24 protein-coding genes are annotated in these 24,773 nt (G+C 67.3%); 11 read left to right on the plus strand and 13 right to left on the minus strand.

The window, feature by feature from the left end; translation table 11 throughout:
• The 4 genes from coaD to ASE11_RS08890 are packed head-to-tail and all read right to left on the minus strand — an operon-like array spanning position 1 to position 3,953.
• The gene (gene coaD, locus ASE11_RS08875) at positions 1-519 is read right to left on the minus strand and encodes a pantetheine-phosphate adenylyltransferase (protein ID WP_056269371.1); all 519 of its coding nucleotides are present in this window, start codon (positions 517-519) and stop codon (positions 1-3) included.
• A gap of 36 nt (positions 520-555) precedes the next feature.
• Entirely contained in the window at positions 556-1,170 is a 615-nt protein-coding gene (gene rsmD, locus ASE11_RS08880; RefSeq protein WP_056269375.1) for a 16S rRNA (guanine(966)-N(2))-methyltransferase RsmD, read from the minus strand.
• 36 nt (positions 1,171-1,206) lie between these two features.
• Positions 1,207-2,553: a M16 family metallopeptidase gene (locus ASE11_RS08885; RefSeq protein WP_056269377.1), complete on the minus strand. Its 1,347-nt coding sequence runs from the start codon at positions 2,551-2,553 to the stop codon at positions 1,207-1,209.
• A complete protein-coding gene (locus ASE11_RS08890) occupies positions 2,550-3,953 on the minus strand; it encodes a M16 family metallopeptidase (RefSeq protein ID WP_082585635.1) in 1,404 nt (467 codons plus the stop codon). The genes ASE11_RS08885 and ASE11_RS08890 overlap by 4 nt, the downstream gene beginning before the upstream one ends.
• Positions 3,954-3,982: 29 nt before the next feature.
• Between ASE11_RS08890 and ftsY the strand changes: the two genes are divergently transcribed.
• Complete coding sequence (ftsY, locus tag ASE11_RS08895; RefSeq protein WP_056269380.1) at positions 3,983-5,008, plus strand: signal recognition particle-docking protein FtsY; 1,026 nt, start codon at positions 3,983-3,985, stop codon at positions 5,006-5,008.
• A 4-nt stretch (positions 5,009-5,012) separates the two neighbouring features.
• On the opposite strand, the gene ASE11_RS08900 is transcribed toward ftsY, so the two are convergent.
• Positions 5,013-5,222, minus strand: a complete 210-nt coding sequence (locus ASE11_RS08900; protein ID WP_056269383.1) for a zf-HC2 domain-containing protein — start codon at positions 5,220-5,222, stop codon at positions 5,013-5,015.
• Positions 5,219-5,803: a sigma-70 family RNA polymerase sigma factor gene (locus ASE11_RS08905; protein WP_056269385.1), complete on the minus strand. Its 585-nt coding sequence runs from the start codon at positions 5,801-5,803 to the stop codon at positions 5,219-5,221. Before ASE11_RS08905 ends, ASE11_RS08900 begins: the two co-directional genes overlap by 4 nt.
• A gap of 198 nt (positions 5,804-6,001) precedes the next feature.
• Between ASE11_RS08905 and ASE11_RS08910 the strand changes: the two genes are divergently transcribed.
• Genes ASE11_RS08910 through ASE11_RS08945 form a run of 8 tightly spaced genes read left to right on the plus strand, consistent with a single transcriptional unit; the run spans position 6,002 to position 12,682 of the window.
• Positions 6,002-6,286 (plus strand): DUF2282 domain-containing protein, encoded by a 285-nt coding sequence (locus tag ASE11_RS08910; RefSeq protein ID WP_056269387.1) that lies wholly within the window; start codon positions 6,002-6,004, stop codon positions 6,284-6,286.
• 28 nt (positions 6,287-6,314) lie between these two features.
• Positions 6,315-7,220: a DUF692 domain-containing protein gene (locus ASE11_RS08915; protein ID WP_056269389.1), complete on the plus strand. Its 906-nt coding sequence runs from the start codon at positions 6,315-6,317 to the stop codon at positions 7,218-7,220.
• Positions 7,217-8,044: a DNA-binding domain-containing protein gene (locus tag ASE11_RS08920; RefSeq protein WP_056269391.1), complete on the plus strand. Its 828-nt coding sequence runs from the start codon at positions 7,217-7,219 to the stop codon at positions 8,042-8,044. The genes ASE11_RS08915 and ASE11_RS08920 overlap by 4 nt, the downstream gene beginning before the upstream one ends.
• Positions 8,041-8,529, plus strand: coding sequence for a DoxX family protein (locus ASE11_RS08925; protein WP_056269393.1), 489 nt, complete (start codon positions 8,041-8,043; stop codon positions 8,527-8,529). Before ASE11_RS08920 ends, ASE11_RS08925 begins: the two co-directional genes overlap by 4 nt.
• A 38-nt stretch (positions 8,530-8,567) precedes the next feature.
• Positions 8,568-9,791 carry an ABC transporter substrate-binding protein gene (locus ASE11_RS08930; protein WP_056269395.1) on the plus strand — a complete coding sequence of 408 codons (1,224 nt, stop codon included), beginning with the start codon at positions 8,568-8,570 and terminating at the stop codon, positions 9,789-9,791.
• Positions 9,743-11,440 (plus strand): ABC transporter permease, encoded by a 1,698-nt coding sequence (locus ASE11_RS08935; protein WP_235501238.1) that lies wholly within the window; start codon positions 9,743-9,745, stop codon positions 11,438-11,440. Before ASE11_RS08930 ends, ASE11_RS08935 begins: the two co-directional genes overlap by 49 nt.
• Positions 11,437-12,087, plus strand: coding sequence for an ATP-binding cassette domain-containing protein (locus tag ASE11_RS08940; RefSeq protein ID WP_056269397.1), 651 nt, complete (start codon positions 11,437-11,439; stop codon positions 12,085-12,087). The genes ASE11_RS08935 and ASE11_RS08940 overlap by 4 nt, the downstream gene beginning before the upstream one ends.
• Positions 12,077-12,682, plus strand: a complete 606-nt coding sequence (locus ASE11_RS08945) for a CDP-alcohol phosphatidyltransferase family protein (RefSeq protein WP_056269399.1) — start codon at positions 12,077-12,079, stop codon at positions 12,680-12,682. Before ASE11_RS08940 ends, ASE11_RS08945 begins: the two co-directional genes overlap by 11 nt.
• Before the next feature lie 13 nt (positions 12,683-12,695).
• Here ASE11_RS08945 and ASE11_RS08950 read toward each other — a convergent pair whose 3' ends face one another.
• From ASE11_RS08950 to ASE11_RS08980, 7 genes are all read right to left on the minus strand, one after another.
• Positions 12,696-15,413 carry a cation-translocating P-type ATPase gene (locus tag ASE11_RS08950; RefSeq protein WP_056269401.1) on the minus strand — a complete coding sequence of 906 codons (2,718 nt, stop codon included), beginning with the start codon at positions 15,411-15,413 and terminating at the stop codon, positions 12,696-12,698.
• A 98-nt stretch (positions 15,414-15,511) separates the two neighbouring features.
• Entirely contained in the window at positions 15,512-16,879 is a 1,368-nt protein-coding gene (locus ASE11_RS08955) for a sigma-54 dependent transcriptional regulator (RefSeq protein ID WP_082585636.1), read from the minus strand.
• A gap of 12 nt (positions 16,880-16,891) precedes the next feature.
• Positions 16,892-18,154, minus strand: coding sequence for an acetate kinase (locus ASE11_RS08960; RefSeq protein WP_056270597.1), 1,263 nt, complete (start codon positions 18,152-18,154; stop codon positions 16,892-16,894).
• 257 nt (positions 18,155-18,411) lie between these two features.
• Positions 18,412-19,002 (minus strand): hypothetical protein, encoded by a 591-nt coding sequence (locus ASE11_RS08965; protein ID WP_156406284.1) that lies wholly within the window; start codon positions 19,000-19,002, stop codon positions 18,412-18,414.
• Positions 19,002-19,682, minus strand: a complete 681-nt coding sequence (locus ASE11_RS08970) for a C39 family peptidase (RefSeq protein ID WP_056269405.1) — start codon at positions 19,680-19,682, stop codon at positions 19,002-19,004. The genes ASE11_RS08965 and ASE11_RS08970 overlap by 1 nt, the downstream gene beginning before the upstream one ends.
• A 14-nt stretch (positions 19,683-19,696) precedes the next feature.
• The gene (locus tag ASE11_RS08975; protein ID WP_082585638.1) at positions 19,697-20,047 is read right to left on the minus strand and encodes a hypothetical protein; all 351 of its coding nucleotides are present in this window, start codon (positions 20,045-20,047) and stop codon (positions 19,697-19,699) included.
• Between the two features lie 96 nt (positions 20,048-20,143).
• A complete protein-coding gene (locus tag ASE11_RS08980) occupies positions 20,144-21,328 on the minus strand; it encodes a hypothetical protein (RefSeq protein ID WP_056269408.1) in 1,185 nt (394 codons plus the stop codon).
• 508 nt (positions 21,329-21,836) lie between these two features.
• Here ASE11_RS08980 and ASE11_RS08985 point away from each other — a divergent pair.
• Both ASE11_RS08985 and ASE11_RS08990 read left to right on the plus strand, forming a co-directional pair.
• Positions 21,837-23,999, plus strand: coding sequence for an FAD-dependent oxidoreductase (locus ASE11_RS08985; protein WP_056269410.1), 2,163 nt, complete (start codon positions 21,837-21,839; stop codon positions 23,997-23,999).
• Positions 23,927-24,751, plus strand: a complete 825-nt coding sequence (locus ASE11_RS08990) for a DUF3047 domain-containing protein (RefSeq protein WP_235501239.1) — start codon at positions 23,927-23,929, stop codon at positions 24,749-24,751. The genes ASE11_RS08985 and ASE11_RS08990 overlap by 73 nt, the downstream gene beginning before the upstream one ends.
• Positions 24,752-24,773 lie beyond the last annotated feature (22 nt).

The raw sequence follows: 24,773 nt of genomic DNA on the forward strand, positions 1-24,773 counted from the left end.
TCAGGCCTGCAAGGGAGCGGGCTTGAGGTTCGAGCCCACGTTGGGGTTCACCATCTGCGAAACATCGCCGCCGAGTTGCGAAATCTCGCGCACCAGCGTGCTGGAAATGCACTGCAGCTCGGCCTGCGGCAACAGGAACACCGTCTCCACCGCCGGGTTGAGCTTGCGGTTCATCGCCGCCATCTGGGCTTCGTAGTCGAAGTCGGTGAGGTTGCGGATACCGCGCACCACGGCGCACGCGCCTTGCTGGCGGCAGAAGTCCATGATGAGACCGTCGAACGGCAGCACACGCACCAGGCCTGGCATGTTGGAGGCGGCCTCGGCAGCCATGTCCAGCCGCTGTTGCAATGAAAAACGGGTCTTCTTGTGGTGGGCAATGGCCACCGCGATGATCACTTCGTCGAACAGCAGCGCCGCGCGACGCGCCACGTCTTCGTGGCCCAGCGTGAGCGGGTCGAAGGTGCCGCTGTACACCGCCACGCGCGGCTGTTTCGTGGTCGGGGAGAGGTCGGAAGCCATGGCCAGAATTATGCGCGCGGGGCTGTCGGTACACGCTCACTGTGCAGGCAATGGCCGCAACAAGTGAAAGGCCACCGCGCCCGCCTTGCCCTGGCGGTGTACCTGCAGACCCAGAGTCGCCAGTTCATCGTCGAGCCACGGGCGCGGTGCCTCAAGGTAGACGAGGCCATCAACGCCGATCGCCTGGCGCGCAGCTGCCAGCGCCGAAAGCACCAGGGTTTCGTTCTGTGCGTCAGCAAACGGGGGGTCGAGAAACACCACGTCAAAGCCCTGCCCGGCGCGCTGGCGCAGCGCAGCCAAACCGTCACCGCGCTCCACGCGCACGGCAGTGGCTTTGAGTTTCGTCACGGTGCGGCTGAGGTTGGCCAGCAAGGCGCTGTCCTGCTCCACCAGCACCACCTCCACCGCGCCACGCGAAGCGGCTTCCAGGCCCAGCGCACCGGTGCCGGCAAAGGCATCCACGCAGCGCAAACCGGTGAGGTCCTGCCCCAACCAGTTGAACAAGGTCTCGCGCACACGCGAGGGGGTGGGGCGCAGGCCGGGGCGGTCGGCCACGGGCAACAGGGTGCGTTTCCACAGGCCACCGATGATGCGGATTTCGTGCGGGGCACTGGCTGCGGCGCGTGCCGCAGAAACGGGAGGTTTTTTCATGCCGCCGAGCTTACGCGACCCGAGCAGGCAGCGCGCTCAAGGCTCGGCCCCCACCACCACCGTCACCATGCGGTCCGGCTGCAGCACGCGGGCAAACGCGCGTCGGATGTCGGCGACGCTCACGCGCTCGATCTGCTGCGTCCAGGTGTCCAGGTAGTCCAGCGGCAGGCCGTTCCAGCCGATGTTGGCCACGTTGTCGAGCAGCTTGCGGTTGCTGTCGATGCGCAGCGAAAAGCCGTTCACGAGAAACGCCTTGGCAGCCTTGAGTTCGGCCTCCGTGGGGCCTTGCTCCACAAACTCCCGCACCACGTTGCGCGAGACCTCCACCGCCTGGGCGGCCTGGTCGGGACGCGTGGTGAGGCCAATCTGGAAGGCACCCGCGTGGCGGCCCGGCGCGAAGTAGCTGAACACGCTGTAGCTCAAGCCACGTTTCTCGCGCACTTCGGTGGTCAACCGCGAAACGAAGCCGCCACCGCCCAGGATGTAGTTGCCCACGAAAAGAGGGAAGAAGTCGGGATCGTTGCGGGCGATGCCGGGCTGGCCAATCGCCACCTGGGCCTGCGCGGCGGCAAAGGGCAGACGCTCGTCGATCGCGCGCTCCAGTGCCTGAACCTGGGGCACCGCACGCAGCTGCTCGCAGCCGTGGGCTTTCAGCGGCGCCATGAACTGGCCCACGATGGCGTCGGCCTGGGCGCGGTCGATCGCACCCACCAGCGTCACCTGCGCGCGACAGGCCACCACATGGCGACGGTAGAAGGTCTGCATGTCGGCCACGCTGATCGCGTTGAAGGTGGCGGCATCGGGCTGAAAGCCATACGGGTGGGTGCCGTAGACCGCGCGCGCAAAGGCGCGACCGGCCCGCGTGCCCGGACGGTTTTCGGCCTCCTTGAGAGACGCCACCAGGCGCTCACGGTCGCGCTGCCACACGGCTTGTGGCCAGGCGGGCGCACCGATCTGGCGGGCGGCCAGGGCCACGGCGCGCTGCAGCAGATCGGGTTCGGTCAAGGTTCGCAGCGACAGGGTGAAGCGGTCCGCGCTGGCATGGGCGCCAAACTGCGCGCCCAGGTCCACCCAGGCCTCGCTGAGCTGGTTCTCGTCCAGTGCGGGCAGGCCCGGCTGCGCGGCCACACCATCCGACAGCAAGCCCGCCGTCGCGCCGGCCAGGCCGGCCTGGGCCGCCGGGTCGCGCCGACTGCCGCCATCGAAGTCAAGCTGCACGTCCAGCATGGGAATGGACGGGCTGGCCACGAGGTAGACCCGAGCGCCGCTGGCATGGGTCCAGTGCTCGATGGGAATGGCCGCCTGCGCGGTGTTGATCACGCCTGCGAGCAAGACCGACAACGCAGCGGCGAAACGGAGGGATGGTTTCAGAAAGACTTTCATTTCTGCCCCCCCTCGGGCACGAGCACCGCGGTGGTGAGCTGCGCGTCGGAAAAATAGCGCTGCGCCACCGACTGCACCTGGGCGGCCGTCACCGCGCGCAGTCGACTCATCAAGCGGTCTCCGGTGTTCAGGTCCATGCCGTTGACCCAGTAGCTGCCGAGCTCCTGCGCCTGGTTGAAGACCGAGTCGAGTTTGTAGACCTCACCCGCGGTCCACTGCGTCTTGACGCGGCGCAGCTCGGCTTCGCTGATGCCCTCGCGCGCAACGCGCTGCACCTCCGATTTCAGCGCGGCGGCAGCCATGTCGACACTCACGCCTCGGGCCGGCACCGCGCTGAGCGAAAAGATCTGCGGGCCGCGGCCCATGAGGCCGTAAGACGCCCCCGCGCTGTCTGCAATGCGCTTGCCCCCGGTGCCCTGGCCCTGCACCAGCGCGCGATCGAGCCGGGCGCCGCTGTAGCCATTCAGAACAGCGGAAAGCACCGTCAAGGCCAGCGCATCCTGGCTGCTCGCGTCTTCGCCCTGGGCACCACTCCAGCGCGGCACCTTGTAGGCCAACGCCACCACGGCCTGATCGGCCACGGCGCGGTACTCCATGCGACGCGGACCGGACTGTGGCGGCTCGTCGCGCGGCTTGCGCCCCGGCACGGCGCGGGCGGGAATGGGGCCGAAATGTTTCTCGGCCAGCGCACGGGTCTGCTCCACGTCCACGTCACCCGCGATCACCAAGGCGGCGTTGGCGGGCGTGTACCAGCGTTGGTGAAACGCGCGAGCGTCATCGGGCGTGAGCGATTCGATGTCACTCATCCAGCCGATGATGGGCCGGCGGTAGGGGCTGGCCTGGTAGATCATGGCGTTCATGGCTTCGAACATGCGCGCGCGCGGCGACTCTTCGGTGCGCTGGCGGCGCTCTTCCTTCACCACCTCGATCTCTCGCTTGAACTCGTCATCGCTCCACCGGTTGTTCGCGAAACGGTCGGCTTCCAGCCTCATCACGGCCTCCAGCGCCTGGGCTGGTACCTGCTGGTGGTAGGCCGTGGCATCGCGGCTGGTGAAGGCGTTGTCGCGTCCGCCCAATGCGGCAATGCGACGCGAGAACTCGCCGGGCTGGAGGTTCGGCGTGCCCTTGAACATCATGTGCTCAAGCACATGGGCCACGCCCGAGGTGCCGTCCACCTCGTCAATGGAGCCCACACGCACCCACAGCATGTGGGCCACGGTGGGCGCGCGCCGGTCGGGCCGCACGATCAAGGTCATGCCGTTGGCCAGCGTGAAGCTGTGTGCGACCGGCGTGCCGGCGGGAAGCGTTGAGGTCTGTGCAAACGACCCGAAAGCCGCGAAAGTCAATGCGAGAGACAGTGCGGCGCGGCGCCCGTCAGGCAGGTTCGGAGTGCGTTTCATAGAATGCAATGGATTCTAGAGATGGACAAATGTTCTCGTTCTTTCGCAAAAAAGCCCCCACTGCGCCCTCACCGGCCGCCCCCACCACCTCCGCAGTCACCCCTGCGGCAGCCTCTCCCGTCGAACTGGCCGCCCCGCCACCCGCCGCCGCACCCGTGCGCCAGGGCTGGATGGACAAACTCAAGAACGGCCTGCGCAAGACCGGATCGAGCATCGCCACGGTCTTCACCGGCACGCAGATCGACGATGCCCTGTACGAAGAACTGGAAGCCGCGCTGCTGATGGCCGACACCGGCGTGAAGGCCACCACCCACCTGCTGGCCGACCTCAAACGACGGGTGAAAGACAGCAAGACCACCGACCCCGCCGCCGTCAAGGGTCTGCTGGCCGACGCCATCACCGAACTGCTCACGCCCCTGCAAAAACCGCTGGTCATTGGTGAACACAAGCCCACTGTGATCATGGTCGCGGGCGTCAACGGCGCGGGCAAGACCACCTCCATCGGCAAGCTCACGCGCCACCTGGCGCAGGGCGGCGCCAGCGTGCTGCTGGCCGCGGCCGACACCTTCCGCGCCGCCGCGCGCGAACAGCTCGCGGTGTGGGCCGACCGGAACACCGTGGAAATCATCACCCAGCAGGGTGGCGACCCGGCCGCGGTCAGCTTCGATGCCGTGACCGCCGGACGCGCGCGCGGACGAGACGTGGTGCTGGTGGACACCGCCGGGCGTCTGCCGACCCAATTGCACCTCATGGAGGAACTTCGAAAGATCAAGCGGGTGGTGCAGAAGGCCGACCCGACCTCACCTCATGAAGTGTTGCTGGTGATCGATGGCAACACCGGTCAGAACGCCTTGATGCAGGTGAAGGCCTTCGACGAAGCCCTGGGCCTCACCGGTCTCATCATCACCAAGCTCGACGGCACGGCCAAGGGTGGCGTGATCTGCGCGATCGCGCGCGAGAAACCGGTGCCGATCTACTTCATCGGCGTGGGTGAAAAGCTGGAAGACCTGGAAACCTTCAACGCGCGCGAGTTTGCGCAGGCACTGCTGACCTGAGCGCTCAGTTCTCGTTGTCGGCGTAGTTGCGCCAATGGCCCATGGCATTGCGCATGGTCAGCAGCTGGCGCTCGAAGCGGGGGCAGGCCTCGCACATCGCCATGTGCAGACGCAGGGCCAATCGCTCGACCAGCGGCAGGGCGCGGTCCTCGCGAGCAATCAAAAGCGCGGAGACCTCCTTGCAGGTGCGGCGCAGCGGGTAGACGGGCTTCATGGCGTGGTCGGGCGGGCAAACCAGTTGAGTTCAAGACATTCTCGCAACCGCAGCCGTGCCCGGTGCAACTGCACATAGAGGTTGGTCGGAGTCAATGACAGTTCCTTACAGATCTCCTCGCTGGAGAGCTCCAGCCATTCGCGCATCAGGAACAACCGCCCTTGCACCGCCGGCAGCTTGTCGGTGCAGGCTTCCAGCACCTCGAAGAACTGACGGCTGTTCAGGTCCTGCTCCGGATTGCCCCATTCGGCCGGCTTCTCGGCGTAGTGTCCGTCGGCCTTGAAGGCCATGTGCTCCAGCGGATCGGCGCCCTCGTCGTCGTTGCCGCTCGACACACACGCCTCACGGCTGTTCTGCCGCAGGGCGTCGATGATCTTGTGCTTGAGGATGCCCACCAGCCACGTCTTGAGCTGAGAGCGCTGCTCAAAACCCTGCGGACGCGAGATCGCGGCCAGCATGGTTTCAGACACCGCGTCTTCGGCCCAGGCGTCGTTGCGCAACTGCAGGCGCGCGAACTTGAACAAGTACCCACGCAAATCCGCAACCTGCTGCTCGAACGACGGGGGTGGGGGCTGCTGCATGGGGGCTGAGTGTAATGAAGCGGCCCAAGTCCAGCGACCGCATCCACGACCCGCTTTGAAGAATATTTTTTTGGTGGGCGTTGAAGAGAGCGTAAGAAAACATCCAGTCACCAGACCAACCCCCAACCCGCTGGTGATGCAAATGCGAAAGCACCGCACGACCGCGGGTTGTCCTTCAACCCATCTCAGGAGCTTCCCATGAACCAACGCACCATGATCGCCGCCGCCGCCGCCACCTCGCTGATGTCGCTGGCCCTGCTTTCCTCCCCCGCCTTCGCGCAGAACGCCGCCAAGGAAAAGTGCTTCGGCATCGCGAAGGCCGGACAGAACGACTGCGCCAGCATCGCCGGCACCCATTCGTGCGCAGGTCAGGCCAAGGTCGACAACGACAAGGGCGAATGGAAATACGTGCCTGCCGGCACCTGCATGCAGATGGGTGGCATCGGCATGGAGCAGGCCAAGATGGACATGAAGAAGTCCTGATCCCCGCGTTCCCTTCAAGCCCAACGCCATGACCGCCACCGACCTGTCACAGCAGACCCACGAGGTCGCGACCGTGGGCATCGGTTGGCGGCACCCCCATTACGCCGAGCTGCTGCTGCAGCAGCCCGCGCTGGACTTCATCGAGGTTCATTCCGAAAACTTCTTCGCCCCCGGCGGCGCCGCGCGTGCGGTGCTGCGCCATGGGCGCGAGCACTACCCCGTCAGCCTGCACGGCGTGGGTCTGTCGCTGGGCTCGACCACCGGCATCGACGATGCGCACCTCAACCAGCTCGCGGCCCTGGTGACCGAGATCGAGCCCGTGCGCGTGAGCGACCACGCCAGCTTTGCGCGCGGGCCGCTGTCGCATCAATCCTTGCAGACCGTGCATGCCTCAGACCTGCTGCCCACGCCCTTCACCCGCGCGGCGCTGGACGCGATGTGCGCCAACGTGCAGCGCGTGCAGGACCGTCTGCGCCGTCCCATCGCAGTGGAAAACCTCTCGGCATATGTGCGCTGGCAGGCCAACGAACTCAACGAGCCCGAATTTCTCAACACACTGGCGCAACGCACCGGCTGCGGCCTGCTGGTGGACGTGAACAACATCTTCGTCAACGCGCTCAACGACCGGCTGCTGGGCTCGTCAAGCGACCCGCTGACCTCCTGCCAACGCTGGCTCGACACCATCGACCCGCATGCGGTGTCCGAGCTGCACCTGGCCGGCCACGTGGACTGCGGCGACATCGTGATCGACGACCATGGCAGCCGCGTGGTGCCCGAGGTGTGGGTGCTGTACCGCCACGCGCTGGAGCGTTTTGGTGCGGTGCCCACGCTGATCGAGTGGGACACCGGTGTGCCCGAACTGTCGGTGCTGCTCGACGAAGCCGCCACCGCACGCGAACACGCCCGCCATCCACACGAAACGGTGCCCGCATGAACACCTTGGCCACGCAGCAGCAAGCCCTGCTCGACGCGCTGTTCGCCCGGCCCGCCAGCGCAAGAGCCACCAGCGCCACGCAGCAACTGCAGGCGCTGCTCGAACCCCGGGCCGCGCGGGGCCTCATGGCCTACCAGGCCAACGGCCACGAACTGGCCCAGCGCAGCCTGCTCGCCGCGTACCCGGTGATCGCGCAGCTCATCGGCGTTGAGAGCTTCAACGCCCTGGCGCGCGACCTCTGGCACAGCCACCCGCCGGTGCATGGCGATCTGGCGCATTGGGGCGATGCCCTGCCCGCCTTTCTGGCGACCAACGAACAACTGATCGGCGTGCCCTACCTGGCCGACGTGGCCCGCGTGGAGTGGGCACTGCACCACGCGGCCGGGGCCCCTGATGCACAAACCGATCTTCAAAGTTTCGAGCGCCTGTCCACCGAAGACCCCCAGACACTCACCCTGGTACTGGCGCCCGGCACCGCGGTCATCACCAGCCCCTGGCCGGTGGTCGGCCTCGTCACCGCACACACCGAAGGCCAGCCCAGCCTCGCCGAGGTAGGCCAACGAGTGCGCCACCGCGTGGCCGAGACCGCCGTGGTGTGGCGACAAGGCTTGAGGCCGTGCGCGGCGCTCTGCCCAGCCGAAGTCCTGGGTGTGTTGCGGGCCTTGCTCGCAAGAGCCCCCTTGCCCGACGCCCTCGCGCGTGCCGGCACCGGTTTCGATTTTTCCGACTGGCTCACCCAGGCCGTGCGCAACGGCCAGGTGATCGGCGTGGCCAGCGCACCTCCCGCACCTCCCTCATCCAGATCTCACCAGGAGTCCCCATGAACCCATCCACCCTGCTCCGGCGCGGCTTCGCGCTGTGGTCCCTCGTCATCCGCACGCTGGACATGGCGCAACCGCTGGCCGCGCTCGCCGCGCGCATCTACCTCGCCCAGGTGTTCTTCCTCTCGGGCCTGACCAAGGTCCGTGACTGGGACACCACCCTCCTGCTGTTCACCGAGGAATACCACGTGCCGCTGCTCTCGCCCCAGCTCGCCGCCGTCACGGGCACGGCAGGCGAACTGGTGCTGCCCGTGCTCCTGCTGCTGGGCCTGGCCGGCCGTTTCTCGGCGCTGGGCCTGTCGGTGGTCAACGTCGTGGCGGTCCTCAGTCTGGCCGATATCGCACCGGCCGCCCTGCAGCAGCACATCACCTGGGGCGTGCTGCTGGCAGCGCTGGCCTTGTACGGGGTGGGCAAGTGGTCGGTGGATGCCCTGTGGATCGGTCCGCGGCTCAACCGCTCAGCTGCACCGGGCATGGCCTTGAACTAAGCTGCGCACCAGCAGTCCTTGATCCCGGAGAAACCGCTTTGCCTCATCACACCCCCACCGCACATCTCTCGCGCCGCCAGTTGTTGCTGGCCGCCGGAGCCACCGCCAGCGCGTCCTTGCAGCCGGCCTGGGCGCAGTCGAACTGGTCTGCCATCGAGCAGTCCGCCCGTGGCGAGACCGTGTTCTGGAACGCCTGGGCCGGCAGCGAGCAGACCAACGCCTACATCCAGTGGGTGGCGCAGCAGGTGCAGGCAGCGTTTGGGGTGAAGCTGCAGCACGTGAAGATCATCGACACGGCCGACGTGGTCAAACGCGTGCGTGCCGAGAAGGCCGCGGGCCGCATGGCCGCCGAGGGCACGGTGGATCTGGTCTGGATCAACGGCGAGAACTTTGCCGCGATGAAGCGCGAGGGCCTGCTGTTCGGCCCTTACGCCGAAAGCCTGCCCAACTTCCGCTGGGTCGACGTGGAAGGAAAACCCACCACGCTGAACGATTTTTCCGTGCCCACCGGTGGCATGGAATCGCCCTGGGGCATGGCGCAGCTCACCTTGTTTGCCGACAGCAAACGCCTGCCGCAGCCGCCGCAAAGCATGCAGGCCCTGCTGGCGCTGGCCCGCGCCCAACCCGGGCGCATCACCCACCCGCGCCTGCCGGACTTTCACGGCACCACCTTCATCAAGCAGGCGCTGGTCGAGTTCGCGCCCGATGCGAAGGCACTGGCCCAACCCGTGACCGACGCGGCCTTTGCCGCGCAGACCGCCGCGCTGTGGCCCTTCCTCGATGCGCTGCGCCCGCACCTGTGGCGCGCGGGCAAACAGTTCCCGCAGAACGCCGCCGCCGTGCGCCAGATGATGGCCGACGGCGAGCTGCTGCTGGCCATCACCTTCAACCCCACCGAAGCCGCCAACGAGATCGCGGCCAGGCGGCTGCCCGCTTCCGTGGTGAGCTGGCAGTTTGAAAAGGGCACGATCGGCAACACGCATTTCGTCGCCATTCCCTACAACGCACGCAGCAAGCCCGGCGCGCAGGTGGTGGCCAACTTCCTGCTCTCGCCCGCCGCGCAGGCGCGCAAGGCCGACATCGCGCACTGGGGCGACCCCACGGTGCTCGACGTGGCGCGTCTGCCCAGTTCCGAACGCGCGCTGTTCCAGACCGGCCAACTGCCCGGCCTCTTGATCCAGGGCGCGCCCACGCTGCCCGAGCCCCACGCCTCGTGGGTCGATCCGCTGGAGAAGGCCTGGGCGCGCCGCTACGGCGTGTGATCCCGGTGGCGCAGCACGGTCGCCTTCGCCGACTGGGCGCAGCCGTCCTGCTCGCGCTGGCGGCTGTGCCGCTGCTGTGGACCGCGTTTGAAGCGCTGAAAACCGGCGGCAACACAGCCGCCTGGCGCGCGCTCGCGCAAGAACCGGCACTGGCCCAGGCCGCGCTGCTCACGCTGTGGACCGGCCTGGCCTCCACCCTGCTGGCCTGGTGGGGCGCGGCCGAGCTGCTGGCGCGTGGCTTCGTGCGCCAGCGCCTCGCGCGCCTGCTGCGTGGCCTGCCGCTGATGCTGGCCACGCCACACGCCGCGCTGGCCATCGGATTTTTGTTTCTGTTGGCGCCCAGTGGTTGGTTGCTACGCGCGCTCTCGCCCTGGCTCACCGGGTTTGACAGCCCACCACCCTGGCCCACCACGCAAGATCCCTGGGGCCTGGGCCTGATCGCAGCCCTCGTGATCAAGGAGATTCCGTTCCTGCTCTGGACCGCCGCCACCCAGTTGCAGCGCGACGACGTGCGCCAGCGCTGGCGCGCCGAACACGCGCTGGCCCAAACCCTGGGCTATGCGCCGCGCCGCGCCTTCTGGCTGGTGCTGTGGCCGCAGTTGTCCACGCGCCTGCGCTGGCCCTTGCTCGCGGTGCTGGCCTACGGACTCACCGTGGTCGACATGGCGCTCGTCATCGGCCCGGCCTCGCCACCCACGCTGGCCGTGCTGGCCTGGCAGTGGCTGCAGGACGCCGACCCCGACACCTATGCGCAGGGCGCCACCGCCGGTGTGTTGCTCACCCTGATGGTGCTGGCGTGCGGTGCACTGTGGCTGGCTGCGCAGCGACTGCAGCGCAAGGCACTCGCGCATGGCCGCGGTCTGCGCGGTTCACCAGCGCGCGCACAGGGCACCGACACCGGCCTGTGGCTGCTGGTGGGTGTGTACGCCGCCGTGCTGCTGGCGCTGGCCGTGGGCAGCATCAGTGGCGTGTGGGCGTTTCCCGCCGTGTGGCCGCAGCGCTTCACCACCGCCGCCTGGCAGCAGGTGGCGCAAAGCAGCGGCACCGTGTTCACCACGCTGTGGCTCGCAGCGGGCAGCAGTGCCATCGCGCTGGTGTGGAGCGTGGCCTGGCTGGAGCTGGCGCCGCGCCGCTGGGACGAAACCCTGCGCCCGCTGCTGTACCTGCCGCTGGTGCTGCCCGCCGTGTTGTGGGTGGTGGGGCTGTATGGCGTGGGTCTGCAACTGCGACTGGAAGGACAGGCCAGCGGCCTGCTGATCGCCCACACGCTCATGGTGCTGCCCTATGTGCTGCTGGCGCTCAGCCCGGCCTACCTGGGCTTTGACCCGCGCTACGCCCAGCTCAACGCCAGCCTGGGCCGCTCTGGCCGGGCCTTTCTGCTGCGCGTGAAGTGGCCGCTGCTCAAGCGCTCGCTGGCCTCGGCCGCCGCCGTGGGTTTTGCGGTCAGCGTGGCGCAGTACCTGCCCACGCTGTATGTGGGGGCCGGCCGTTTTGCCACCGTCACCACCGAAGCCGTCACACTCGCCTCGGGTGGGCAGCGCTCGCTCACCAGCGCCTATGCCGGCCTGCAGCTGGCCCTGCCCGTGCTGGCCTTCGCGCTGGCGGCCTGGCTGGGCCGACCCCGCCGATTCCGAAACACCTCCGCATGACGCTCGCCGTTCACATTCGCCATCTCGCCACCCGAGACCACACATTGGTGCAGGACCTGCACATCGAGGTGGCGCCGGGCCGCATCCTCACGCTGATGGGCCCCAGCGGCAGCGGCAAGAGTTCGGTGCTCGCGGCCATCGCTGGCACGCTGCACGGCGTGGCCGAGGGCAGCGAGACCCTGCGCTTTGAAGGCTCGGTTCGGCTGGACGGACGCGACCTCACAACCCTGCCCACCGCACAGCGCGGCATCGGCCTGCTGTTTCAGGACGACCTGCTGTTCGCCCACATGACGGTGGCCGAGAACCTGCTGTTCGCGGTGCCTGCCGGACCCCGACGCGAGCGACTTGCCGAGGTGGAAAGTGCACTGATCGAGGCGGGTCTGGCCGGTTTTGGCGAACGCGACCCCGCCACGCTCTCGGGCGGGCAGCGCGCGCGCGTGGCGCTGATGCGTGCGCTTCTGGCGCGCCCCCGGGCGCTGCTGCTCGACGAGCCGTTTTCCAAACTCGACACCGCGCTGCGTGACCAGTTCCGCGCCTTCGTGTTCGATCATCTGCGCGATAGCAAGGTACCCGCCGTGCTGGTGACACACGATGCGGCCGACGTGGCCGACCCTTCGTTCGTGGTGGAGCTCAGCCGTGCTCGATAAGGCGATTCAACAGGTGCTCAAACCGGTGCTCACCCGCATGGCGCGCACCCTGGTGCGCGCGGGCGTGGGCGCCGATGCACTCAGCTTCATCGGCTTCGCCATCGGCATGGCCGCCGCCGTGTCCATCGTGTTCCAGCACTTCATGGTGGGCCTGGTGTTGTTGTTGCTCTCAAGGCTCATGGACGGGCTGGACGGTGCGGTGGCGCGACTCACCCGCCCCACCGACCGGGGCGGCTTCCTCGACATCACGCTGGACTTCATTTTCTACGCGGCCATCCCGCTGGCGTTTGCCGTGGTCGACCCGGCGCACAACGCACTGCCTGCCGCCGTGCTGCTGGCCAGCTTCATGGGCACGGCCAGCAGCTTCCTGGCGTTTGCCATCGTGGCTTCCAAGCGCGCGCTGGCGTCCACCGCATTTCCCGACAAGAGCTTCTATTTCCTGGGTGGTCTGACCGAGGCCACCGAGACCATCGCCGCGTTTGTCGCCATGTGCCTGTGGCCGCAGTGGTTCGCGCCCATCGCCTACGGCTTTGCGGCGCTGTGCGCCATCACCACGGCGTTGCGCATCGGCTGGGGCTGGCAGCGTTTCAAGTGATCGGCGCCGCCACTCAGATGCGGTGCACGCCGCGGTACCGCAGCCACGCCTTCTCGGCCTCCACCGCCACGAACAGACCCACCGCCAGCGCGACGATGACGCCCCAGGTCGGCGCATCCAGCGCGGCCGTGCCGAACAGCTGCTGCATCGGCGGCGCGTAGGTCAGCAGCAGCTGGAGCACGAGCGTGATCACGCCAGTCCACACCGCCACCGGGTTGCCCAGCAAGGTCTCCCACGCCAGGCCGCTGGCGGTGAAATGCCGCACGTTGAAGAGGTAGAAGATTTCGCCCACCACCATCATGTTGATGACGGTGGTGCGCGCCATCTCCAGGCTGCCACCGCGCGCCAGTTGCCAGTTGAAGACGAAGAAACAGGCACCCATGAGCAGCAAGCTCACGAACACCACGCGCGTGAGCATCCAGCGCGTGATGAGGGGCTCAACGGCCGGTCGCGGCGGACGCTGCATCACGCCGCGCTCGGCCGGCTCGAAGGCCAGTGAGATGTCCAGCGTGATGCTGGTCACCATATTGATCCACAAGATCTGCGCGGCCGTGACCGGCATGGCCAGACCGGCGAACACCGCCAGCAGGATCAACCCGGCCTCGCCACCGTTGGTGGGCAGCACGAACAACAGCGACTTCTTGATGTTGTCGAACACGGTGCGGCCCTCGCGCACCGCGCCGGCGATGGTGGCGAAGTTGTCGTCGGTGAGCACCAGGTCCGCCGCTTCGCGGGCCGCGTCGGTGCCGCGCTGCCCCATGGCCACGCCAATGTCGGCGGTCTTGAGCGCGGGCGCGTCGTTCACACCGTCCCCCGTCATCGCCACCAGTTTGCCCTCGGATTGCAGCGTCGCCACCAGGCGCAGCTTGTGCTCGGGGCTGGCGCGCGCGACCACATCGGTCTGCGCCAGACGCACCTTCAACGCCGCATCATCGAGCCGGTCGATCTCGGTACCGGTCAGTGGCAGGCCATCGCGCAAGCCGATCTCGCGGCCAATCGCGCCTGCGGTGACGGCGTGGTCGCCGGTGATCATCACCACGCGGATGCCGGCCCCATGGCAGTCGGCCACCGCCTGGATGGCCTCGACACGCGGCGGGTCCATCAGTCCCACCAGCCCCAGCAAGGTGAAACGCGGCATGACGTCGTCCATGCTCAATGACACCGTCCCAGCCGGCAGTTCGCACCCGGCCAAGGCCAGCACACGCTGGCCTTGGGCAGCAGCCCCATCCATGCGCGCCTGCCAGGCGGCGCTGTCCAGCGGAGCGCCCCGGAGGTCGTTCACGCACAGCGACAGCACGCGCTCGGGAGCACCCTTGAGCAACGCGAACACATGCCCGGCGTGGTCGTGGTGCAGCGTGGCCATGAAACGGTGCTCGGACTCGAACGGGATGTCGTCCAGGCGCGGCGTGAGCACAGCCTCGTGCGCCGGGTCCAGGCCGGCCTTGCGCGCCATCGACAACAGCGCGCCTTCGGTGGGGTCGCCCGCCAGCACCCAGCCCTCGGCCGGCGTGTGGTGCAGTTGCGCGTCGTTGCACAGCAGCGCGCAGCGGGCCAGGCGCTGAAGGTCGGCGTCCTGCGTCACATCCAGCGCCGAGCCATCGTGGTGAAAGCCCCCCTCGGGCGCGTAGCCCGCGCCGGTCACGTCCAGCGTGCGCCCCGCCAGCATCACGCGCACGGCGGTCATCTCGTTGCGGGTCAGGGTGCCGGTCTTGTCGGTGCAGATCACGCTGACCGATCCCAGCGTTTCCACCGCGGGCAGGCGCCGCACCACCGCGCGCTGGCGCGCCATGGCCGCGGTGCCGATGGCCAGGGTGATGGTGACGATGGCGGGCAGGCCTTCGGGAATGGCCGCCACGGCCAGCCCCACCACCGCCAGGAACAGCGCCATCGGGGGCAGGCCTCCGATGTAGGTGCCGTAGAAAAACGTGATCACGCTCACCACCCCGATCACCAGCGTGATCCTGCGCGCGAACTGGTCCAGGCGGCGCGTCAGCGGCGTGGCCAGGTTGCCCACATCCGACACCAGCGCACCGATCTTGCCGATCTCGGTCTGGTGGGCCGTGGCGACCACAACGCCGCTGGCCTGTCCCACCGCCACCGTGGTGCCGGCAAAGGCCATGCACAAGCGGTCACCCAGCGAGGCATCCTGCGCCACGGGTGCGGCGTCTTTTTCGGCGGGCACCGACTCGCCGGTCAGCGCGGCCTCGTCGATGCGCAGGTTCTTGGTGCGCAGCAGCCGCAGATCGGCCGGCACGCGCGCGCCCGATTCCAGCAGCACCACATCGCCGGGCACCAGGTCCGCGGCATCGATCTCGTGGCGATCACCACCGCGCAACACGGTGGCCCGGCTGGCCAGCATGGCGCGCACGGCATCCAGTGCACGCTCGGCCTTGCCCTCCTGCACGAAGCCGATCAGGGCATTGATCACCACCACGCCGAGGATCACCGCGGCGTCGAGGTAGTCGCGCAGCCAGAACGTGACGAGTGCGGCCACGAGCAGCACGTAGATCAGGAGGTTGTTGAACTGGCGCGCCACGCGCACCCACAGGCGGGTGTGCACCACCTGTTCGATGCGGTTGGGGCCGTGCTGCGCCAGGCGCTCGGTGGCCTGGGCAGGGGTGAGGCCGGTGTCGGCGCTGTGCAGGCTCTGGAGCACGCTTGCGCTCGGAAGGCCATGCCAGGCTGGAGGGGCAGTCGAGGAGGGTTTGAGTGTGTCGTGTGTGTCGCTCATCGAACTAGGTTATTCCACCTCTGTCCGAATCGACATGACACGCATCAAGGAGCGGGCCGCGATACTCCCCGCGACCCAGTCTCGCGGGCCACCCTTTCTCAATGCCGCTGGGCCAGCGTGGCCGAGTCGGCCGCAATACGGTGCTTGTCCATCAGTCGGTACAGGGTCATGCGCGAGACGCCCAGCTCACGCGCGGCCAGGGTGATGTTGTTGCCCACGCGCATGAGCGCGCGGCAGATCACGTCACGCTCGGCCGCTGTGCGCGCCTGACCGAGGTCGTTGCCGACCACGCCATCCGCATGCTGCAGGCCAAGATCGTGTGGGTCGATCCAGCGCTGCTCGGTCATGACCACCGCGCGCTGCACGCGGTTGTAGAGCTCGCGCACATTGCCCGGCCAAGGGTAGACCGTCATGGCCTCCACCGCCTGCCGGTTGAAGCCGTCCACGCGGTGCGCCCTATCGGCTGTGCAGATCTTGAGGAAATGCCGGGCCAGCAAGGGCACATCTTCCATGCGCTGGCGCAGGGGCGGGACCTCAATGGGCAACACATTGAGCCGGTAATACAGGTCCTCCCGAAATCGGCCCACCGCCACCGCATCGGCCAGGTCGATGTGGGAGGCAGCGATCACGCGCACGTCCACCGGCGTGCTGCGCACCGCACCCACGCGCTGGATGGACTTCTCCTGCAGGAAACGCAGCAGATTGGCCTGCAGCTCCAGCGGCAGGTCGCCAATCTCGTCCAGGAAGATGGTGCCGCCATCGGCCGCTTCAATGAGCCCGCGCCGGTCCGCCGTCGCTCCGGTGAAGGCCCCGCGCACATAGCCAAAGAGTTCAGACTGAATCAGCGACGGAGCGATGGCGCCGCAATTGACCTCCACCAGCGGGCTGTCCTTGCGCGGGGAGCAGCGGTGGATGGCCTGTGCCGCCAGCTCTTTGCCGGTTCCGCTCTCACCGAAGATCAGCACCGGAGCACCGGTCTCGGCCACCTTGCGGATCTGCCTGCGCAACGTCACCATGACATCGGCTTGTCCCACCATGCCCAGGGTGTCGCCGTTGGGCACCGGGGTGCCAGACCGGTTGCGCAGCAGCACGCGCTGCTCGGCGTGCTCGAGCATGCGGTCCAGGTCGCGCCATTCCACCGGCAGCACCTGGTGATCGAAGAAGCAGCCCAGGATCAGCGCACGAAAGGCAGGTGACTCCAGATCGCCCGGGCCACACAGGGCCACCCATTCCGTGGGCGACGAGGCGTGGACGCAGGACTCCACCGCAGCCACGGTGAGTGCGTCCAGCGTGGGCGTGGTCCCCGCCACCAGCACCGCCACCTCAAACCGTCGCAAGGCCAGTTGGCGGCGCGCGGTGGGCATGTCGTCACAACGCGTCACGGTCCATCCGGTGCGCCGCAGGTGCTCTTCCACCGCCGCAACCTCTTCGCCCAAGCCCTGGCAAAGAATCTTGCGCGCGATCATGGTCGTGCATTCTTAAAACGACATCGGCAAACGCACGCTCAGCGTGAGGTCGGGCGTGTCACGCGTCAGCCCGGCCCCCACCGTCACGTTCAAGGTGGTCTTCGGGCTGTAGCGGTACGAATACCCCAAGAGCAACGACGACAGCTGGGTGCGCACCGATGAGGCCACGGGCACGCCGTTCTGCTTCGTGCGCCCGACCGAGTTCAGGTCCACACCCACGCTGAACGATGAGCGTTCGTTGAGCGCCAGACCCATGCCGAAGTTGATGCCCCAGACATTGCCCGGCTTGACCGAACCAATGGACTCCTGCTGGCCGTCGAGCACACGGCGGCTCACATTGCTGCGGCCGAAATTGTGGGTGTAGCTGATACCGCCAAAGAACACGGCAGGGTCTGACGGAAAGAGCCAGGTGAGCCCGGGTTGCAGCGAATAGAAGCCCGAGCCGGTGGGCAGCTCCAGAGGCAAACCCGTGCCGGTGGTGTTCCCCTCGCAGCGGGTCACGCAGTCGGTCACCACCTCGAACGGGTCCTTGCCCGTGCGGGTCTTGAACCGCAGCGAGCCGATCAGGAAGGGGGTGTCGCCCTGGGGTTGGTTGAGCTGGTAGCGGGCTGCGAGTTCGATGTCGCCCAGTGCGTGGCCACTCGCGTTGAAGGCCCGCTCCGATGCAGTGCCGGTGAATATCTCGCGGCTGATGGAGTCGTCCGAGCGGTAGACGTAAGGCAGCTTGGCTTCCACCTCGAGACGGCGGGTCAGCCCCCAACGACCCGTGAGGGCCGCGGTCAGGGTGCTGCGCTTGATCTCCCGCACATCGATCAGACCGATCAGCAACGCCGGGATGACGGTGTAGCCCACGAGGGCCACCCGGTTGCTCGACGAGTAGCCGTACTGGAGGGACGGCTCGATCACGTAGTTGCCGGGCTGCGTGAGGATGCCGGGTTGGTCGAAGATGGGTGCCACTGCCGGTGGCTGGAGGTCCGCCTGCGGGGCTGTCCCCACCCGAACCGGGCGGCCTTCGCCGCTGGCGGGAGCTGCGGCGTCAGGGGGCGCGGCGGGCGCTACCGCAGCCGCAGCAGGGGGCCGCGCGTTTCGCTCCGATTCCGCCACGGAGCGCTCCAGCTCCTGCTGACGCGCTGTTTGTTCCCGCAGTTGCTGGCGCATGGTATCAATCTGGCGCCCTTGCTCGACGACCAGTTGTTCGAGAGCCTCCATGCGCTCAGCTGCGCTCTTGCGGGCTGGCACACCCTGGGCATGCACCAAGGCACTGGACAAGACCATGACCGAACCGGTCACCGCCCCCCACGTTCGGTGAGCAATGATGCTTTTCATTTCGCGGCCCCCGGAGAACTACGCCGATTGTTTACATCGACTACTGCGTAGGGTAACGCTGGCGCCGTGAACACGCAACCACTTTTGTAGGAGAAAAGTGTTGGGGATTGACTTTCAGAGACGAACGCATCAGGGCCTGAAAGCAGACCCGAAAGGGTGCCTGTGGCCAGCGACTCAGCGAGGGCTTCGACCTCGGTGGTCGAGCATCACCGCAGTCCGACGCTCTCCCGGATCGCCTCTGACAGGGTGCTGTGCAAGCTCGACAACCTCAACATGCCCAGCCCATTGCTGCTCGCGTTGATGATGGTCTGGTGCAGGATGTGCTGGTTGTTCAGCGTGTTCTGGATGACCGTGCCGGTGGCTGTGCCCGCGATCGAAGTGGTGATGGCGATGTTGGTGGCCGCGGCAACGGTCTGCGGGCTGGTGGTGGGAGCGGTGCTCGCCACAAAGGTGTTGCCCGGCCCGTTCTGCACCAGCGTGAGTGACTGCAGCTCCTCGCGCACGCGCGCCACCCAGGCCGGGGTGATGTCGGCCACGCGGGCGATGTTGAGGACGGTCTCGGTGATCAGTTCGCCGTTGATGAACACCGATCGCGTGATGCCGAATGACACCTCCAGGCCACTGCCAAAGAAGAAGCCGCCACGTTGCGTGTCCAGCGTTCGATCGCTCACGGCCTGCCATACTTGGGTGGGTGGGGCGGCCTGCACCAGACCTGCCCAGACTCCCAGCAGGCACAGGCATGCGGCCCTGACCCACGCCGCCGCCCGGCCGCTGCGTTGAGATGCTGAGGTGCGCATCAGAAGTCCCCCGGTCCGTTTTTGGGCAGACCCAGGCCACCGAGACCGGCGCGGGTCATGGGGCCGCCCAAGGGAGCGCGCGGCGCCACGCGCCAGTCGGCGGCGAGGTTGAAGCGCGCCTGCTCCATGCGGTTGTGAATGACGAACAGCAGTTTGCTCTGCCACTGGGACTCGAAAACATCGAGCGGCACGGCGCGCGTGCCCTGAGACGGATCACCCACGAGCACGCGGTCGTCTTGCAGCCCCTTGATCACGACGAAATGCTGGTAGCCGTTCTGGTTGATCAGCACGATGGCGGGAATGCGCGCCTCCAGCAGCTTGCGCAAGGGTTGCTCGAAGCCATCGGCCTCGAAGCCGAGGCTGGCCAGAAATCGCTTCATGTCCAGCAGCGAGAAGCCTTCGCGCTGGATCTTGGGCTGGTCACCCTGCGCATACATCCGGGTAAACACGGTCTGCTCGTCGATCGCGGTGCCGTAGTGGTGGGTCAGCAGCGTGGCGATGGCCGCCGATCCGCAACTGAAGTCGTATTGCTGCATCAGGGTGCCGGCCAGGCGGGCCTGCCGGATGCTGGTCACGGGCATGGTCACGTCGCCCGCCCCCGTGGCGGGGAAGTGCGCGGTCTGCGCACCCACCGATGAGGCAGCGCACAGCAGCACGAACAACAGCGGATGCAGTGACATGGCGCGATCCCGGTTCAGTTCATCTGCAGGTTGAGGATCACGGCGTTCTGGATCAGCACGTTCGCGCCCGAGTTCTGGATCACGACGGGCATGCCGCTCATGTTGGCGAAAGCGCCCGCGCTGATGGCGTTGTTGCCGGTGTTGACATGACGGGCCGTGTTGTCGGCGGTGGTGCCTGTCAAGGTCATGTCGTTGCGCACGCGGGTGCTGCCGCCGCGCTGGTCGGCAAGCGTGGCGGCGTCCACCGCCTGGGCCACAAAGCCGGACGGTGCGGACACCTTGGCCGTCTGTGCGTGGGCAGGCCCGGTGAGCGACGCCGCGCCAAGCAGCCACGCGGCTGCGCAAAGGAATCGGTTCGGGGTCATGGTGCTCCCTCTGTCGTCGGAAGGGTGGGCAGGACGCACCGCGCGGGCGTCGATGCAGGGACGCGCCAGGCGCCGCGCGGTGTGATCCGTCAGCGCTCAGTTGCCAACGGCCAGGTTGGCCTGCACGTTCACGCTTTGCTGGACCAGCGAGGAGATCCCGCTGTTCTGGCTGGCGATCATGATGCCCGCGGCCGATTGCCCGACGCTGGTCATGGTGTTGGCCATGCTGAAGGTGCCGGCGTTGACGTTGTTCGTCCCGCCTGCGCCACCCGTGCCGCCCGCGCCGTTGCCGCCGGTGCCGCCGTTGGCGGTGACGGTGCCACCACTGCCGGCGCCGCCAGTGCCGCCTGTGCCACTGCCACCTGAGCCACCGTTGCCGGCGGCGTTGGAGCCGTTGCTGGCGCTGCCGTTGGTGGCGCTGCCATTGTTGGCGGGGCCACCCGCACCACCGGTGCCTGCGCCCCCGTTGCGGGTGCTTCCACCGCCAGCGCTGCTGGCCGTGCCGCCCGTGCCGCTGGGTGTGGATGCGCCTGCGGTCCCGGTAGTTCCACCGTCACCGGCATTGCCCGCGCCACGTTCGCGACCGCCGTTGGCCGAGCCCGTGTTGCCGCCATCGCCATGGCCATGGCCATTGGCAGAAGCCTCGCCGCCACTGTCGCCGCCGTTGGCACCGCCGCCGTAGCCCTTGCCGCCGTCACCGGCCTTGGCGCTGCCGTTGCGAGCGCTTCCATTGCTCGCGTCGCCATTGGAGGCGTCGCCGCCTGCCGCGCCAACGGCGCCCACACCGCCTGCGCCGTTGCCACCGGTGCCCGAGCCGCTGGCGCTGCCGCCATAGCCCTTGCCGCCGTAGCCACCATAGGCTTTGCCGCCGTCGGCACTGCCGGTGTTGTAGGCGTTGTTGCCAATGCCGTAGGCACTGTTGCCGCTCACCGTGCCGTGCAGTTTGCTGGTGGCGGTGACGGTCGTCACGTTGAACGCGTTGCTGAAGGTGCCGGTCGAGCCGTTGTTCAGCGCAGCCGAGCGCGCGGCATCTGCTTTGGCATCGCCAGATTTCTTGTTGGTGCTGCTGTCGGTACGGGTGTCCGTGTTCGCATTGGTGTGCGTGTGTGTCTTCGTGCTGGTGTTGGCGTTGGTGTGTGTCTTCGTGCTGGTAGAGGTGCTGGTGTTGGTGTTGGTGGCGGTACTGCCGTCATCCGTGATCTGCTTGGTGGTGTTGGCCTGCGCCAGGCCGCTGAGACCGAACGCAACTGCCATGGCCGAAGCCAGAAGTGTCTTCTTCATAGGTCCTCCGAAAGTTGATTGAAACGAGAACAGGGTTGAGTTGCGCAGGCGCAAATCAGAGGGTTCTCTGCAACTTCGGTGCCACACGTCGCGTGGGTGCGGTCGAAGCTGTCCACCAGAGGGGAAACAACGTTTTCGCGGTCCAGCGCGTGGTCTGCGCGCTGAGCCTTGGTCTCCGGTTTTGGCAACAACTGTCACACGCTGTTGACACGCTCGGCGCACGCTGCCGAGGCGCTCAGGCTGTGCCACCCCCAAAACACTCACCGCGACCAGCGCCTCCGTGTCACAACCATGTGACACGGGTTGACGCTCTTGCACGCATCCGGGCGGCGCAATACAGGGACCTTTACGCAGGCACAGCCCCTTGCAAGCGGCCGTCGAAGGACTGCCACAACCGTGTGACAGCCGTCAGCAATGGTCCCCCAGCCCGGCTGCGGTGGCCGGGGGTTGATGTAAGAATGCAACGGCCTCGGCGACCGACAGGTTGCAAACCCACACTGGAATTGTCGTGACCTTTCGAAAACTCTTGCTGCTGGCGGCGGTGCTGCTGGGCATTGCGGTCTTTTTCTTTTTCGATCTGGGCCATTTCCTCAGCCTGAACTACCTCAAACAAAGCCAGGCCAACTTCGAGGCGCTCTACGCCGCCGAGCCGCTGAAGATCTCGCTGGCGTACTTCACCCTCTATGTGGTGGCCAGCGCGCTCTCGTTCCCCGGCGCGACCATCATCACGCTGGCCGGCGGCGCCATCTTCGGGCTGTGGTGGGGCACGCTGCTGGTGTCGTTTGCCTCCAGCCTGGGCGCCACGCTGGCGTTTCTGGTCTCGCGCTTCGTGCTGCGCGACAGCATCGAGGCGAAGTTCGGCAACCGCCTGGCCGAGATCAACCGCGGCATCGAGAAGGACGGCGCGTTCTACCTGTTCACGCTGCGGCTGATCCCGGTGGTGCCGTTCTTCGTGATCAACCTGGTGATGGGCCTCACCAAGATGAAGGCGCTGACCTTCTACGCGGTGAGCCAGATCGGCATGCTGGCCGGCACGCTGGTGTATGTGAACGCGGGCACGCAGCTGGCGCAGATCGATTCGCTCCAGGGCATCCTGAGCCCGGCGCTGCTGGGTTCGTTCGTGCTGCTGGGCGTGTTTCCGTTGATCGCGAAGTGGATCGTGGGCCTGCTGCAGAAGCGCAAGGTGTATGCGCGCTGGGCCAGCGTGAAGCCCGCGCGATTCGACCGCAACCTGATCGTGATCGGCGCCGGTGCGGGCGGCCTGGTGTCGGCCTACATCGCGGCGGTGGTCAAGGCCAAGGTCACGCTGGTCGAGTCCCACAAGATGGGCGGCGATTGCCTGAACTACGGCTGCGTGCCGAGCAAGGCGCTCATCAAGAGCGCCAAGCTGGCCCACCAGATGCGCCATGGCCAGACCTACGGCCTCAACAGCACCCAACCCACCTTCAGCTTCAAGGCGGTGATGCAGCGCATCCAGGCCATCGTGCGCGCCATCGAGCCGCACGACAGCGTGGAGCGCTACACGGGTCTGGGTGTGGAGGTGCTGCAGGGCTACGCGAAACTGGTGAACCCGTGGACGGTGGAGATTGCCTTGAACGACGGCAGCACGCAGACGCTCACCACGCGCAGCATCGTGATCGCCGCCGGTGCCAGGCCCTTCGTGCCATCTCTGCCCGGTCTGGACGACAGCGGCTATGTGACCAGCGACACCCTGTGGGAGAAGTTCGGCCAGCTCGACGAAGCGCCCAAACGCCTGGTGGTGTTGGGCGGTGGTCCCATCGGCTGCGAACTCGCGCAAAGTTTTGCGCGCCTGGGTTCCCGGGTGACGCAGGTGGAGATGGCGCCGCGCGTGATGGCGCGTGAAGACGAAGAGGTGAGTGAGCTGGCGCGCCAAGCGCTCATGAAAGACGGTGTGGATGTGCGCACCGGTCACAAGGCGCTGCGGGTGGACAGCAGGGATGGTGTGAAGGCCATCGTGGTGGAGCACGCCGGCGTCGAGCAACGCATCGAATTCGACGAGCTGCTGTGCGCCGTGGGCCGCAGCGCGCGCCTCACCGGCTACGGCCTCGAAGCGCTCGGCATTCCGACAAACAAGACGGTGGAGACCAACGAGTACATGCAGACGCTCTACCCCAACATCTACGCGGCTGGCGACGTGGCCGGTCCTTACCAGTTCACCCACGTGGCGGCGCACCAGGCCTGGTACGCGGCGGTCAACGCGCTGTTCGGCGATTTCAAGAAGTTCAAGGCCGACTACCGCGTGATCCCCTGGGCCACCTTCATCGATCCCGAGGTGGCGCGCGTGGGCCTGAATGAGCAGGAGGCGAGAGAACAAGGCATCGCGGTGGAGGTGACGAAGTACGGCATCGACGACCTGGACCGCGCCATCGCCGACAGCGAGGCGCACGGTTTCGTGAAGGTGCTCACCGCGCCGGGCAAAGACACCATCCTGGGCGTGACCATCGTCGGCACGCACGCGGGCGACCTGCTGGCCGAGTACGTGCTGGCCATGAAACACGGCCTGGGCCTGAACAAGATCCTGGGCACCATCCACACCTACCCCACGCTTTCCGAAGCCAACAAATACGCCGCCGGAGAATGGAAACGCGCGCACGCGCCGCACAAACTGCTGGCCTGGGTGGGCAGGTTCCACGACTGGCGGCGGGGGTGATGGCGCTGGCCCGCGTTCTGGCGGCGGCATGGCTCGCCACCTGCCTGAGCGCACAGGCCCAGACGCCCCTGCCTGCGCTGGTGCAGGCCGATGGCGCGCTCAACCCCGTCTGGCGATTCGTGGGGTTCCCCAAGGCCCGGGCCGACATCCCGTCCACCCGCTTTGAAGCCGGCCGCGCCGACGGCGTGGCCGCCGTGCAGGTGATCACGGCAGCGAGCTACGGCACGCTGGTGCACGACTGGAGCGGCGCCGCACCGGCCCGGCTGCAGTGGCGTTGGCGCCTCGACCAGCCGCTCTCGGGTGGCCAGAGCGCGCCCGACATCCTCACCAAGGCCGGCGACGACGCGGCGCTCAAGGTCTGCGTGATGTTCGACCACGCGCTGGACCGCGTGCCCTTTGTGGAACGCACGGTGCTGCGCATTGCCCGCAGCGTGAGCGGCGAGGCCTTGCCGGCCGCCACCGTCTGCTACGCGTGGGACAGCACCCACCCGGCCCTCACGCAGGGCGCCAACCCCTACACCAAACGCGTGCGTTTCATCAGCCTGCAAGGCACAGGCGCACCGCTGGCGCGCTGGATGGCCGAGTCGCGTGACGTGGCGCAGGACTTCGCCACGCTGTTCGCCGACGAGTTGCCCGCAGGCGCTGCAGCGCCGCGCATCACACGCGTGCTGCTGGGCGCCGACAGCGACAACACCGCCAGCACCAGCAGGGGCTGGGTGGCCGATCTGCGCTGGACAGACCTCACACCTTGACACGCCACGTACCATCGGAACC

Origin of the sequence: Hydrogenophaga sp. Root209 (assembly GCF_001428625.1) — a bacterium.
In the GTDB taxonomy this organism is placed as follows: domain Bacteria; phylum Pseudomonadota; class Gammaproteobacteria; order Burkholderiales; family Burkholderiaceae_C; genus Hydrogenophaga.